Annotated in this window: 16 protein-coding genes; 4 read left to right on the top strand and 12 right to left on the bottom strand. The window is 39.3% G+C overall.

Going from position 1 to position 13,296, the window contains the following annotated elements:
• The first annotated feature begins 120 nt into the window (after positions 1–120).
• From RLN88_RS10510 to RLN88_RS10520, 3 genes are read left to right on the top strand one after another with little or no spacing between them, the layout of a single operon-like run.
• Positions 121–894 (top strand): hypothetical protein, encoded by a 774-nt coding sequence (locus RLN88_RS10510; RefSeq protein WP_350221351.1) that lies wholly within the window; start codon positions 121–123, stop codon positions 892–894.
• An 8-nt stretch (positions 895–902) separates the two neighbouring features.
• Complete coding sequence (locus RLN88_RS10515) at positions 903–1,526, top strand: DUF5675 family protein (RefSeq protein ID WP_350221352.1); 624 nt, start codon at positions 903–905, stop codon at positions 1,524–1,526.
• Complete coding sequence (locus RLN88_RS10520) at positions 1,519–1,722, top strand: hypothetical protein (protein WP_350221353.1); 204 nt, start codon at positions 1,519–1,521, stop codon at positions 1,720–1,722. The genes RLN88_RS10515 and RLN88_RS10520 overlap by 8 nt, the downstream gene beginning before the upstream one ends.
• An 11-nt stretch (positions 1,723–1,733) precedes the next feature.
• On the opposite strand, the gene RLN88_RS10525 is transcribed toward RLN88_RS10520, so the two are convergent.
• A complete protein-coding gene (locus RLN88_RS10525) occupies positions 1,734–2,051 on the bottom strand; it encodes a hypothetical protein (RefSeq protein ID WP_350221354.1) in 318 nt (105 codons plus the stop codon).
• A gap of 96 nt (positions 2,052–2,147) precedes the next feature.
• Here RLN88_RS10525 and RLN88_RS10530 point away from each other — a divergent pair, with 96 nt between their 5' ends.
• Complete coding sequence (locus tag RLN88_RS10530) at positions 2,148–2,813, top strand: DUF6904 family protein (protein ID WP_502880105.1); 666 nt, start codon at positions 2,148–2,150, stop codon at positions 2,811–2,813.
• A 445-nt stretch (positions 2,814–3,258) separates the two neighbouring features.
• Here RLN88_RS10530 and RLN88_RS10535 read toward each other — a convergent pair whose 3' ends face one another.
• From RLN88_RS10535 to RLN88_RS10585, 11 genes are all read right to left on the bottom strand, one after another.
• On the bottom strand, positions 3,259–4,236 hold the full coding sequence (locus tag RLN88_RS10535; protein WP_350221356.1) for a protein NO VEIN domain-containing protein: 978 nt from the start codon (positions 4,234–4,236) through the stop codon (positions 3,259–3,261).
• The gene (locus RLN88_RS10540) at positions 4,220–6,199 is read right to left on the bottom strand and encodes a DEAD/DEAH box helicase (protein WP_350221357.1); all 1,980 of its coding nucleotides are present in this window, start codon (positions 6,197–6,199) and stop codon (positions 4,220–4,222) included. The genes RLN88_RS10535 and RLN88_RS10540 overlap by 17 nt, the downstream gene beginning before the upstream one ends.
• Before the next feature lie 11 nt (positions 6,200–6,210).
• Complete coding sequence (locus tag RLN88_RS10545) at positions 6,211–7,653, bottom strand: hypothetical protein (protein WP_350221358.1); 1,443 nt, start codon at positions 7,651–7,653, stop codon at positions 6,211–6,213.
• Complete coding sequence (locus RLN88_RS10550; protein ID WP_350221359.1) at positions 7,650–9,347, bottom strand: DNA cytosine methyltransferase; 1,698 nt, start codon at positions 9,345–9,347, stop codon at positions 7,650–7,652. The genes RLN88_RS10545 and RLN88_RS10550 overlap by 4 nt, the downstream gene beginning before the upstream one ends.
• A gap of 59 nt (positions 9,348–9,406) precedes the next feature.
• Positions 9,407–10,051 carry a P-loop NTPase family protein gene (locus RLN88_RS10555; RefSeq protein WP_350221360.1) on the bottom strand — a complete coding sequence of 215 codons (645 nt, stop codon included), beginning with the start codon at positions 10,049–10,051 and terminating at the stop codon, positions 9,407–9,409.
• Positions 10,052–10,116: 65 nt separating this feature from the next.
• Positions 10,117–10,335, bottom strand: coding sequence for a hypothetical protein (locus RLN88_RS10560; protein WP_350221361.1), 219 nt, complete (start codon positions 10,333–10,335; stop codon positions 10,117–10,119).
• A 245-nt stretch (positions 10,336–10,580) separates the two neighbouring features.
• Positions 10,581–10,856: a helix-turn-helix domain-containing protein gene (locus RLN88_RS10565; RefSeq protein WP_348281592.1), complete on the bottom strand. Its 276-nt coding sequence runs from the start codon at positions 10,854–10,856 to the stop codon at positions 10,581–10,583.
• An 88-nt stretch (positions 10,857–10,944) separates the two neighbouring features.
• Complete coding sequence (locus tag RLN88_RS10570; RefSeq protein WP_350221362.1) at positions 10,945–11,766, bottom strand: RteC domain-containing protein; 822 nt, start codon at positions 11,764–11,766, stop codon at positions 10,945–10,947.
• Between the two features lie 156 nt (positions 11,767–11,922).
• Positions 11,923–12,285: a glyoxalase superfamily protein gene (locus RLN88_RS10575; protein ID WP_350221363.1), complete on the bottom strand. Its 363-nt coding sequence runs from the start codon at positions 12,283–12,285 to the stop codon at positions 11,923–11,925.
• A 466-nt stretch (positions 12,286–12,751) separates the two neighbouring features.
• Positions 12,752–12,964 (bottom strand): GDCCVxC domain-containing (seleno)protein, encoded by a 213-nt coding sequence (locus RLN88_RS10580; protein WP_350221364.1) that lies wholly within the window; start codon positions 12,962–12,964, stop codon positions 12,752–12,754.
• A gap of 1 nt (position 12,965) precedes the next feature.
• Positions 12,966–13,296, bottom strand: a 331-nt coding sequence (locus RLN88_RS10585) for a cation transporter (protein ID WP_350221365.1), incomplete at its 5' end; no start/stop codon positions are given.

Here is a 13,296-nt window from a genome sequence, read left to right on the forward strand (position 1 = left end):
CTTAATCCATGAGGCATCTTCGGCAATAAGTGTCAGATGGTATCAAAGCCGGAATACGGTAATTGTCATGCACTTCTAAATATGCGTTTTTTCAGCCATAAACCAAATTTTTATAAAGTTATGGCTCGACAAAAGGGTATCATTAAACTGAAAGGAACCATCGGGGATGTGTCCTTTTACAAATCAAAAGATGGCTATTTAGCCAGGGAAAAAGGTGGTGTGGACGGTGATCGAATCCGCAACGATCCGGCCTTCCAAAGGACCCGTGAAAACGGATCTGAATTTGGACGTGCCGGCAAGGCCGGAAAGATCCTGAGAAACGCTTTGCGACTGCTTTTGCAGAATGCATCTGACTCCAAAGTCACAAGCAGGCTGACCAAGGAGATGTTGCGAATCATTAAAACTGACACGAACAGTGCCAGGGGACAAAGGTCAATCGCCCAGGGTGATTTGAACCTCCTCGGAGGATTTGATTTCAACATCAATGGAAAGCTGGGCGCTACCATGTATGCTCCTTATCAATCACAAGTTGATAGAGCTTCAGGAGCATGTGGTGTGACCATCCCAGATTTTATTCCGGGTAACACCATCGCCTTTCCTTCAGGTGCCACGCACATGAAGTTTTTGGTGGGTGCAGCTGGTGTTGATTTTGAAACAGAGGCGTTTGAATTCCAGCAAGTGGATAGCGGTGAATTGGTCATTGGACCGGATGTGGTTAATCAGCTGGATTTGGCTGTGAACCTAACTGCAGATAATGAGCTGGATATCTTCCTGGTGTTGGGAATTGACTTCTTGCAGGAGGTGAACGGAGCTATGTATCCATTGAAAAATGGTGCTTACAATCCGTTGGCCATCGTGGGTATCGACCAGTATGTTCCAGCGCCACAAGTCTAGATTGATTCATGGAAGTAATTCTGAAAAGAACCTACCATGAGAATGGGACTAATGGGAAGCTCTATCATGGTAAGCAGCTGGTCTGCTTTACCATAGAGCTTCCCTGGCTCCAAAACCGAAGGAATGTTTCCTGCATTCCGGAAGGATCTTATGAGATAAGAAAACGCTACACCCAGACCAGGGGAAGTCATTTGATCCTGGAGAAAGTGCCTGACAGATCAGGCATTTTATTACACCCGGCGAACAATGCCTTGAAGGAACTGAAAGGATGCATTGCGCCAGTAAGCAAATTAGATGCTCCGGGAATCGGGTCTTTATCTCAGAAGGCTACAGAGAAACTTCAAAACCTCCTCTTTGAAGTTTTGGATCGTGATGAGGAGGTATTTCTAACTATTCAAAAGCAAATCGATATGAACGTTGTTGATAGAGTGAAGGCACCCACTCCCAAATTCTTTAAGGTGCTTAGAACTATTGGGTTAAGTCTGGCCACAGCTGGTGCTGCAATCCTGGCATCTCCAATTGCCCTACCTGCAGGGATCGTCACTGTCGGTGGCTACCTTGTTGCCGGTGGAACAGTGCTTGGTGCTGTTAGTCAAACAGCCGTCGATGATAAATGTGAGGAGGATGAGTGATCATCATCCAGCGTCTGGAACAAAAGCGGGTACCGTAGGAGGAACGCTATTGAGTGTGGCCATGAACATAGATGCCGGAGACATTCTCCGGACGGTGATATTGGCAACCGTTGGAGCAATAGTAAGTTTCAGCATCTCGGTACTCCTGAAGTGGCTGGTCAAATCCTCGAGGAGGAAAAGAGATTCAGTCAAATAATCATTCAGCCCTCAAAACAATGAGGGCTCTTTTTTTGGGAAGTTGTTTGATTGATGTGCCTGGCACCAGACGAACAACCTAACGTACATCCTCCTCTTATTTCCATCAGGCAGGTTTAATGCTTTGCCTTTGATAAACTCAATGCATTCCTCAAACTCCTGCTGATTCATTCTACCAAGGACACTCGTGATAACTGATGGATTCATGTGATTGAAAAAGCCTTCCATATAATTGATCTCTAAAAGAAAAAAAGAAAAAAAAGAAAGCTCTCTTCGGAAGTGGCGTGGGTAAAATGCAAGGCTTTGGTTCAGCGTGGGATGAGCTGGCATTGCAATTTTAATTGGTGCGGCTGGATGTGTGGAGCCACTTATTTTTGTTTTATTTTTTTGATTTCAACAACTCATTAATTCGTTATCTTGAAAATAATGATAAGGGGAGATTCAACACAAAAAGGAACTGGCATTCAAATCTTTGGCGACTACAGCGACTTAAAGCAACTGCATCAAACATTATATAGATTGTGCGAGGCACCAAACGATTCTGACAAGAATCCAATAACGAACATAATTTTAAATTTCGCATATGAAGTTCGAAAGGCGTACTCCGGGCAAAGATTGAAGGACAATTTAGAGTTCCATGGAGGACATAAAAATGATTACCTAGGGTTTCAATATCTATGGACAGATATGGTTGTTACTTTGAATGCATTGAGATTTCAGGCTGGATTAGTTACTACGACCGAAATGGATCAAGCAAATATTTATTTGTTAGAGTACATAACTAAAGGGTCTTTGGATCAATATGATGCGCAAGGTGCTCAGTTAATAAAAAGATACATTGTAGGAGGAATTGACGTCACAAATCGACTATTTGAACAAATAACACAATATATCAACATCCTATATCTGGGGCAAAAGCCTGGCAAATCAAGGTTTAGGAACATTCCCAAACTCTTCAACTACTATTCACCTTTGTCAACAGAGTATAAATCTTTTGATTCCGAAATACGAAAACAAGCAAATCAGTTCGGCATTCCTCTAGAAGAGGTTAGCTACGATGAAAGTAACTATCCAGAGGAAATTATCTGGTAACGAGAACCAAATACACTATTCTTAATCAGGTAAAACAGCCTTGAGCTAGCGGTGGCCTAGCGCCGCGAGCCGCTTGCGAGTGCGAAGGAAGCCTGCCAGAAAAAGACCGGACTGAAAGGAGGACGACTGGTGGTGTGGATCAGCTTTGGATTGAGGGGTGGATGTGGGGCTGATCCTATCTGACTGAGCCAGCAGGCGAGCACAAACACAGGCAGTGGCCGGACGAGTGGTGGCCGCAATGAAATGTAGTGACCGAAGGAACGAAATGTAAGGAGGCGGCCATAAGGACGGAAAGAACTGCCGTGAGGAAGAAGGCAGGCAAAGCAGCCTACATGACAGGTGGCCAAAGCCACTATGAAATAACTTGAGGCTCTAGGTACTAGTGCCGAAAGCCTGGCATGAGGGATGCAAGCCAACTGATGACGAACGCCGCTTTACCTGCACACTACTCTATTAGTTGGGATAACTTTATCTTTTCAATCCTTTGCTCCCAGTGTGTTTTATCATTTAAAACGTTTTGAAATGGGTCTTGTATAATAATTGGACAATAGTCCGACTCTTTCATTTTGTCACGATTCACTAAGTAGAGATAATAGCTTTTCTTTTTAATCCGTGCCACATCAATTTCATTTCTGGACCAAAAAAAACTTGGTTTCCCAGCATAGGATTTTACCTCAATAAACCTATCATGATCGGTTGACTTTACAGAATCAAATGATGCAATATCATAACCATCTGAGGTTGAATATTCAGCAACCCAGTCCACCTTTTTCTTACGACTTAATCGCTTTTCTTCAAAAGCCAAAACGAACTTTTCAGCTTCTTCACCATATATCTGCCTTAACTCCAATGATTTTTTTAACTCATCAATTCCGATCTTCCTTTTTCTTATTTCTGGTAGAATTACTTTATCAAAAACCTTTTTGTAACGAGAGTTAATAATGAACTTCTTGATCAGTTTAGTTGGGTGATCAGTGATTACTCCAAAATCTATTAGAAGCTGTTTAAAATTGGAATATTTTAACCTAAAGGCTGAATTTTCTATCTGAATTGATCTATAAACAATATCATAGGAAATAAATCTTGGAGAGAATATTTCTAGAAAGATTGGATCATCGTTTAAAGAAAACATGAGCTTTTCTACAATCTTATCAACCAATTGCTTTTCACTATTCAGATACTTGTTAAATGAAGGGTCAAAACTTAATTCCTTATTTGAATTTATCTCAACAATCCCAATGCTCTTTAAAAGAGGGAGGCAGCCATCAAAAATCGTTCTATTGTCAATTATCCGATTGTGAAAAAGATTATCAATGTCGATTGTGCTCCATGTGAAAGATGGATTTTTTCTGACCGTTTGGAGAAGTTCAAAATGGTATTTTGGTGTTCCTAGATTCTCATATTTACTAAGATCTTTTAGCATAATCGAGAATTAAGGCCTTAATCAAATCAGTTTCGTCATCATCATCCAATCGTCTGAATAGTGGGATATCTTCATCAATTATGGCCTCCATTCGTTCAACTTTTTCACGGAGTTTGTAGTCAATAATTCCATCGATAGAGTTTGATGAAATTATATAGTAATACTCAGTGACCTGATCTGGTGAAAGCCCCACTCGATGAATACGATCTTTAGACTGTAAGAAGTTTGAGCAGTTATAATCACGTTCTAGGTAAATAGCTAAATGACACCCTTTATGTAAGGAAATTGATTCCGCCACTGCAAATGGATTCGCTATAACAACTTGAAAATCGTGATTATTTGGGTCATTGAATTTTGAAATAATAGATTCCCTTTCAAACTGCTCTGTCTCACCAATCAAGAGCCTTGATTGAATATCCTGCTGCTCAAGATACATCTGAAGTTCCTTTGCATTTTGAATGAAAATAGTCCAAATCAGAGCTTTAGCTCCTTTTTTAATAGCATTTTCTGAAACAACCGTTTGAACCTCAATAAACTTGTTCGGAATCTCAACTTTATGATAATTGGTCACCCGATGAAAAAACTCAGAATCATCTATAAATTCATCAGTAGAATCAGCATATCTTGAATTTGGATCATACTCTCCATAAGCTTGATTATTTAATAGAGAATTCTTTAAAGGACGAGCAAGAAGTGACGGGTTTGTTGTTGCCTGGCGCAGTCTAATCAACTTTGCGCGGTTTAATATTTCCTTAACACTCCCATCAGGGTTAGATCTAAAAGAATGAACGTACTCTGTCTCTATGAAATCATAAATTTCTCGCTGATACGAGCTCATATCAACTTCAATGATTTTTTCTTTGGTTGGTGGAAGATTTAAGTCTCGCTTTTTTATTCTAATAAAGAAGGGTGAAATATTCTGTGTGAACCTCTGTACTCGTTCACTATCCGGGTTGCTATTTTTGGTCAACTCAACAAGGTTGGGATAGTGGAAACCTAAAATTTTCTTGAACTTAAATGGATAGATGAATTGATACAAATTGTAGAGATCCTCGTATCCGTTGGGAACAGGTGTTCCAGTTAGAACAACTCTTGCCTTTGCTTCCTTCGAAATTTCTACTGCACTTCGACCCCAAACCCCATCAGGGTTTTTTATCCTATGAGCTTCATCTACAACAACCATCGTAGAATTCATTGTTAAAAAATCAGTAATTTCTTTTCGAAGTGTGTCTACACCACCATGAAAGATGAGGGTTAATTCTGCTGGATTTCCAGAGTATAGATGCTCTTCCTTTCTTTCTCTTGAAATAGAGGAGTCCCCAGAAAGTCTTTGACTTTTAACATTCTGGCCAAAGCAACCCAAATATTCATTTTCCCATGGTGCAAAAGAAGAGATTGGACCAATTACCATTAGGTAATCAACCTTACGAGGATCGCCTTTGGGAAGGTTCTTTAAAAAAGAATAAGCGGCATATACAATAGAGGTTTTGCCTGCCCCAGGAACTGCAAAGTTGCATGAGTTCTGAGCAAAGGACATATGGAAGGCGGATAAAAGTTGAAGAGGATAAAGAGTCCTTGTCAATTGCTCTGATACTACAGTTTGAAAATCCTTGAACTGTTCTACTAACTCAGGATATTCCTCAAATTTGTCATTGCGAATCGATTCAGCCATTTCAGTGAAGTACTCAAAGTATCTTTCTTCTCGTTCATAACTTTCAACATTTGCTTTCGTTTCTTCAGATAGTTTTCTTGAATACCCGAATTTCTCCAAGAGCCTTTGAATTTGATCCAAGGTTGAAATCTTCTTTGATTCTTCAAATGGTATATGAATGTTTCCTGAATCAATTGAATATCCAAGCCTTTTTAGTGAGACGAGGAGTCGTTTGTTTTGAGTTAGTTCCGTTGCGGAATTAGGCAATATAAATTGTGGATTCTTCTGATCAATTTGGATTGTAATTTCCACTGAATTTGACTTTAGGACTTTTTAATATCCTTGGTTAATTGATAGATTATTCGTTGAATGGATTTTGCTTTTTCCATTAGCTTATTTTTATCATCATTTGATTTGCTGACATCAATTTCTTCAAGCAGTGACTCCACGTGTGCAAGTAATTTTAATAATGAGCTTCTCTTAAGCATCTTAGATGCAAACTCATTTAAACTCTTAAGCTCAGTTTTAACTGATGGCGATGAAAAGCTCTTGTGATTTTGATTAATTGATTCGAGAGATCTGATCGCATTTTTTACAAGTTTTTCCGGCTCATCTGCTGCTTTCTTATTACGCAACCAAGTGTAATGATTATCATCATTTTCATGGAGGAAGCTCTTGTCTTTACCTAATTTGGAAAGCTCAAGAAATGCCTTGTCTCTGTCGTTTAAATGGCGCTCTAGATTAGGTGAGTTTAAGTTGATTTCCTCTTCAATAATCTTATCTTTCTGATCAAAGTGAAAATCACGAAAACTGGACCAAATTTCTCGATCACCGAAGTAATGGTTTTCCTTTAAACCATAGGCTAGATTTCTAAACTTCTTACCTTCATATTTAATTCTTATATAATCATATGCTATTGTCCTCAAGTCATCAACATCTTCATCCCTGTATCCATCGAAGGCTTTCGCGCTATCCTCTCCATAGAAAGTTGTTAGCCATCTAGTTAGATTAATAAATTGATCCTCTCGGCCATCTAGCTGTGTATAAATTCCATTGTACTCTAAATAGTCCAGATAATCATCCATTGTTTCCATTATCTGGAGATAGTCTTTAATGGTTGATTTATCTTCTCCCATCCATTCAGATATCTTCCTAACTGCTTCTTGATCTGGGCTGGCATCAGTAGAGGAATATTCCCTTTTTGCAATCGTTTTGTAGAGCCCTTTTGCTTTTAGATATTTTTCAATCGGATTATATCCAAGCTTTTCATCCTCACCCATTTGATAGGTGGTTTCAAGCTTTTCGATTTCTAATGGATTTTCTTCTAATGTTACTGGTAATACAACCGCTTTGAAATAATCATACATTCCACTTCTAGAAAGAAGCATTGCACGTCTATTCCCATCAATAATAATCCCATCCCTGGTTATTATTCCTGGTTTCTGTTGCCCTCCTGCTGTCTTAATACTATGAAGTGTCTGTTCATTCCGATCTACCTTTGACAGCCAAAGCAAGTCCTCGATCTTCCCTTTACCTTCTGGAGTTTCTACATCAATTTTCTTATCCTGACTTTCTAGTGATTTGGTTCTACTAAGGATTCTGCCATTGTATTTATTGTAAATCAAATAATCCAATGGGATTTTATAAACCTCCATCGAACGCAATCCATCTTCCCAGGGTATTTCTAATTTTCCAAATGGATTTTCTTTGTCTCTTTTGACAATTTCTTTGATTTTTTCAATTCTTGTCTGTTTGCTTAATATCATAGCGAGTTGGTGTTGGCAATCGAGGTGATTTTGTTAATTGCGTAAAGCGCTAGTATTTGCTTTTTGGGAATTATAGGCTTGTGCTTAAAAAATAATTTCTTCTCCTGCTCAAAGTTTGGTTCTGTAAAATCATAACGATTTATTAAAGCAGCTACGGATTCCAGAAGAATAGTAGGTTCTAAGTACGGATCAATAGATTTACGTTCTTCATACATCTTTTGAATTAACTCAGAAGGAGCAATTTTTTCTGAGAAGCCATTATTGATGATTTTAAGGAAAGTATCACCGTCTTCGAACTTATTGATAATAGGTTCGAGTTTCTTGTAATAATCACTAGGATAATTTTCAGATGGATATCCATCACCATTTCCATATTGAACTGATGTCATCCATTGTCCTTTTTCATCTGGATTTGATATGTCATAATTAGAAAGTGTGACCGTAATATTTCCATATTTAAATGGATGTCTCCTAAATTTTGAGCCCGACTTTTTCTTAGGAGGATTATTGAAAGCCTTTCTCTTTGTGGAATTCAGATTATTTATTCCTTCGAGATTTGCTTCTTTCTGGACAATAGGGTTCCTAATAGCTTTTCTTTTTAAAACTTTTCTCACAGTGCTTGCAAGTGCCCTGCTAACTGAGGGACAAACGGCATTACCAACAAGCCTTAATTTTGCGGACTCAGCTCCTGCAAATTGAAAAGTAATCGGGAATCCCATTAATGACGCAGCTTCACGTACCGTATGAGTTCTGAATTCTCCATCTCCTTTTCTGGCTAACTCAGATTTATAAATTATGGACTCTCTTGAAGTACCGATATTTGTGGCGCAGATTGTTCTACTAGGTTTTTGTTCATTCTCCGGAAATGACATTCGTCCCATATAAGGGTGATTTCTTTTTAGGTATTCAGAGTTTTTCCATTGACATTTATACAGGCCTGTGTCATAAAAATGATCCGATAGATTCTCACTTTTAATTACAAAATCGTACGAAGGGTCTAAAATGTCCGTTCCTTTCTTGAATCTAAATGGATTTTGTAAACTCTTTTTTACACATGCAAGGGTTCGGTATTTTGGAAGCTTTGATTCAGGATGTTTGGAATGTGTCTCCTTTGGTATCACAAGACTTTTAACGGAAATGATCTCACCAGTAATCGCCCGCTTTCTAACTTGAGGAGATCCATAATCAGCAGAGTTTATTACGGCAGAGTTACCCTTAATGTTAATTGCAATATCTTTTGGATTGAGTCCAATCGATTTCGACCATTCAGTAAGCCCTAGGTCTTTAAAGGTATATTGATGTTTAATATACTTTAATGAATTGGGAACGTTCTCCATGAACCAAGCTTGAAGCTTGGAATTAGGAGAGAACTTTTTGACAGCCACGATTCTCAGAAACGTTTCAGTGAGGCGTAAACCCATTGACTTATCCGCTTTTCCTGATTTATTTGAATTCGAAAAACTCACACAAGGCGGACTGCCTAATATTATCTCAGTATCTGGAATAGTCTCAATCTCCTTCAGAGATACTTGAAAATCTAAAATGTTCTTAGGCTTGAGATTAAGATTAAAATTATGATTAAATGTTTCAACTGCAGGAGAGTAGTTATCGTAACCCTTCAATATATGAAAACCTTGCTGACGGAAACCTTCCGAAAATCCCCCAGCACCACAAAAAAAATCTACAACCTTCAATCGATATTTGTTTAATCTTTTTCCTACAAAAATGCAAACTCCAAGCCTTTAATCAAAATCTACCGCCTTTTGTCTCTACTAACGGAAAAGGAAATCAAATTCATCATCTCTCTTAGCCTGCTCCTAACCCTTGATCCATACAATTTCTCGATCTCATCACTATCCAGGTTGGTGGTGATATGAGTGAGCATCTTATGCGAAATGAAATAGTCGTATCGAGAGAGGAGGATCTCAGTCATGACGTTACAGTCATTGCCGAAATACTTCAAGCTATTCTCAACGCCTAGATCATCAAAGCAGTAATGCTTTGGAATCCACTCGTCTGTTTTGAATTTGAATGACCGGTCGCTATACTTCTCAATCACCTGGTAGCCATTCTGAATGAAATCATAGGAGATTTTTCGAGTGGATATCATCAGGTGTTGATCATGCTGAGAACGAATGAATCGCATAATGTTCATGAGTGAGGTTTTTCCGCAACCAATCGGACCCATGAGGAGGATGCCTTTGGCAAGATCTATATCGAGGAGGTTGGCGTTTTCCTGGTCACGAAAAAAATATGTGAAGAGTTTGAAGATGATTGGATGATCCTCCTCGATCACCTTGAATTTCGGACCATAGATTTTTTTGCCTGTTTTTTTCAGAAAAGAAAGACATTCATCGAAATAGAATTTATTTGACTTATATGTAATGGTTTTGGGCATATTTAGAACTTATTCAAAGGCCTTATTAAAGATTCCGGAACTAGTCCGGAATGACGGCCTTTGGGTTAAAGCGGTTGGTCATAATTTTTTTCCAAATTGGAATCACTGTTTACTTGTTTAGACTGTTTATTACTGTTTATATAAGGTCGCAGTACCCTTTCACCACCTTTATCACCACCTTTATCAGTACCCTTATCAAAAGTGAACAGGTTAACAGTGCTTCCTTTGAGCGGATTGTAAGAAGGATGATATTGTAAGTAGCCCCAACTGTCCAGGTCTTTCATGCACTTCGTGTAAGTGTTTGTGGATCCAATTTTGGATAGCCTCATCAACTCTGACCTAGCTACTGACAAAGGATTCCTGAAGCGGTTCAAATTCCATAACTGGAACAACGCCAGGTACAAGCTGATGTGACTTGGGTTGAGTCTTTGATCAGCTTGCACCTTAGCAAACCAGTTGTTCATGTGGTGGATGTAGTTAACACCCCCCGACCTCCGGTCACCCCCCTCTAGAGGGGACTTCTCCAAACTCATTGCTCAGCATTGAACTTGTTTTCCTCTAACATCTTCAGGATGTCCTGGTAATCGTAGTAGATCACTCCACCAATCTTGGTGTATGGAAGCGTGCCATTGACACGTAGGTTTTGAAGGGTTCCCGGAGAGATTTTCAACATCTTCCGGAGCTCGCTGGATCTGAGCCACTGCTTAGTTTGAGTACTATCTTCTGATAATACTTGTCTGATGTCCTGGAGGAGTTCCATTTTGAATTCTCTTAGATCATCTGTTGTAATAATTGTTGCTGCCATCTTTTGTTTGTTATTGATTTTCGATGGACAAAGCTGTTGTGACTTGCTATCCTTTATTCACAACACAATCCCAAGTTGGGAGAAATAATTATTGATTTTCCAGCCTGATCTTATCTAATAAGCTGGTTTTCAATTCATCCAATAGTGAATTAGGGTTCTTTTTTAGTTTGATATCGGTATAAAGCCGGTAGTAATTCCCAACATCGATATTCAATGCCTTCTCCATAACCGCAAATGAATGCTTGAGGTCTCCTTTTAGCTTTCCTGCAGCATGGAGGGCATATACAAGCTCAACCAGATCAGTTTTGGAGCCGTGCCAGTCGAGTGTCTTTTGAGATTCCCAACTTGGGTCCAATGTTGGGTTCTTCAAAGCAAACTTCTGATTCTTCAGGAACTGCAGATATCGATCAGCTGCCATCAGGCATGAAAGTGTTGGGTCGGCTGGTGAGCTGAAGTCGGGGTCACTCGGATACTCAAAACTTGCGTGAAGTTTTGGGCTGTAATCCTGCTTGGTAAAATATACATGGTCCAGATGATCAGCTTGCATATTTATGTAGCTTCTGAACTCACAATGCTTCATCATAAATGAGGAGGCTTTCTCCATGCACTTGTTGATGAATTGTCCTTTGAGTTTCTTGCTTCCTCTTGGGCGCTCTTTGTAGTAGTTCAGCACCTCCAGGTTGAAGTGAAGTTCTGAAACAAACTTGGGCTTTACCGATTTGAAGAAATGAATTTGTTTCTCACTTGTATCAAGTGTTGCATTGAAATAGAGTTTTCTGAGTGTTTTGTTTAGTTCCTGGCAAAGTGTGATTTTGAGTGAGCATTTATCGATAGGTGAATTATTGCTGTTTTCTATTTCCAATAATCGATGCTCTAACTCACTGAGTAAGTCAAAACAAGGGTTATCCAATGTTTTATGTGATTAGGTTGATAATGGTACGTGAAATTAGAAATTCAATCACATAACTTGATACGTTTTGCAGAATAAAAATGCTATTTGTGTGGATTTGTAACGGTTGCGAAGATTATCACTCACAACCAATCTAAAAAATTCGAAACAAGAAAATTACCGCTTCTCGTTAAACACCAATTTATTATGAAATGGATCGGTTACCTCCATACAGAGGTCTTTCCATGGTGCTTTACTGATACCAGGATTGTTGTATTTGTAGTTCTTCTTTTTTAGGCCTTTATGGAATTCCTTTAAGCCACTGCAGTTTATGAAGACCTTCGCTCCTGGAGAACAATCGCCATGATGCTCTGTCAAGTGCAGTATCATATTACCATTTGAAACTTGTAAGTAGATCGGTGCATCATCATGAAAGCGATGTTCCCAATCAATTTTAAATCCCAGCCAATCGACGTAGAATTCAATGGTTTTTTTATAGTCAAATATTCTTAGAATCGGGATTACCTCTGACGCTTCCATGTTGACTTGATTAGTTCATTTTTCTTTCACACCAATCGATGGGAGAGAAAAGGAGGCATGCTAAATGCGTATGCTTACCTGAAAAGATAGCTGGAATTGTCATCACTTCACAGCCCGGATCTGCTCGGATAGCTGCTAGTATTAAGGATACGGATAGAAAGGTTAAAGCTCCAGTAGCTGCTGGTCCTCCATAACCCAATAAGAAAACGGCAAGGAATGGACCGAAAGCCAAAATAGCTCCAAGCACTCGATCTATTTTTTGGTGTAAACCGAACAATAGCGAAATGAAGGAGGGCATAAAAAGCAAGAAGGCCGATAGCCCATGAAAGTCTTATAAAGACCCCCTCCCAACTAACATCACGATACACTGGCCAAACTTCTGTAACAAAGAATAGCCCAAGGCAGAATCTGAAAATTCGTCCTATCATGCGCGCCTTGTAAACCGGTTTTTGACCTGCATCCATAATCAGCAATTACACGTTCCATTTTGCACCGGTGGACACTTCTTAGTCCCATAACTGCAGTACACACAGCAATCTCCCGGTTTAGGTTTCAGCACCTGGTTGCAATTTTCACATTCATAGAAGTACTGGCATGCATCCGTAGGCATAGTTTCTTCCTTCTGATATCCACAGTTAGGGCAAGTGATCGTTGATTCTAATGTTATCTCTTCTTCCATCCTATTGATCCTTTGGTTTCTCAATTACTGTGTATCCCGTTTTATTGATTGCTTCTATGATTGTTTTTTCTTCGAGCTTAGATGGTAAATACTCAATGGTTGCAGAACCTTCCGCATAGATGGCATCCACAGACTTCACACCCTGAAGCATCCCAACCTCATGTTCTATTGAAGCTTCGCAACCTGCACAGGTCATTCCCTTTACATCCAGAACAATCCTATTTGTTTTGGTTGTGTCTTGTTCAATAAAGACGGAAGGTGTCTGGTTTCCACCATTGGAATAGAAAATATGTGCGTAGCTGGGAAACGAGAGCATTAAGCCTGCAAAGACT

It is taken from the genome of Ekhidna sp. (assembly GCF_040223195.1).
Lineage (GTDB): Bacteria > Bacteroidota > Bacteroidia > Cytophagales > Cyclobacteriaceae > Ekhidna.

What these genes read in the sequence shown, in the direction of transcription:
- RLN88_RS10560 (WP_350221361.1), bottom strand. Translation starts at nt 10,335, where the DNA reads ATGAAAGACCTGGACAGTTGGGGCTACTTACAATATCATCCTTCTTAC.
- RLN88_RS10580 (WP_350221364.1), bottom strand. Translation starts at nt 12,964, where the DNA reads ATGGAAGAAGAGATAACATTAGAATCAACGATCACTTGCCCTAACTGT.
- RLN88_RS10535 (WP_350221356.1), bottom strand. Translation starts at nt 4,236, where the DNA reads ATGCTAAAAGATCTTAGTAAATATGAGAATCTAGGAACACCAAAATAC.
- RLN88_RS10555 (WP_350221360.1), bottom strand. Translation starts at nt 10,051, where the DNA reads ATGCCCAAAACCATTACATATAAGTCAAATAAATTCTATTTCGATGAA.
- RLN88_RS10530 (WP_502880105.1), top strand. Translation starts at nt 2,148, where the DNA reads ATGATAAGGGGAGATTCAACACAAAAAGGAACTGGCATTCAAATCTTT.
- RLN88_RS10520 (WP_350221353.1), top strand. Translation starts at nt 1,519, where the DNA reads ATGAGTGATCATCATCCAGCGTCTGGAACAAAAGCGGGTACCGTAGGA.
- RLN88_RS10575 (WP_350221363.1), bottom strand. Translation starts at nt 12,285, where the DNA reads ATGGAAGCGTCAGAGGTAATCCCGATTCTAAGAATATTTGACTATAAA.
- RLN88_RS10525 (WP_350221354.1), bottom strand. Translation starts at nt 2,051, where the DNA reads ATGCCAGCTCATCCCACGCTGAACCAAAGCCTTGCATTTTACCCACGC.
- RLN88_RS10510 (WP_350221351.1), top strand. Translation starts at nt 121, where the DNA reads ATGGCTCGACAAAAGGGTATCATTAAACTGAAAGGAACCATCGGGGAT.
- RLN88_RS10515 (WP_350221352.1), top strand. Translation starts at nt 903, where the DNA reads ATGGAAGTAATTCTGAAAAGAACCTACCATGAGAATGGGACTAATGGG.
- RLN88_RS10545 (WP_350221358.1), bottom strand. Translation starts at nt 7,653, where the DNA reads ATGATATTAAGCAAACAGACAAGAATTGAAAAAATCAAAGAAATTGTC.
- RLN88_RS10565 (WP_348281592.1), bottom strand. Translation starts at nt 10,856, where the DNA reads ATGGCAGCAACAATTATTACAACAGATGATCTAAGAGAATTCAAAATG.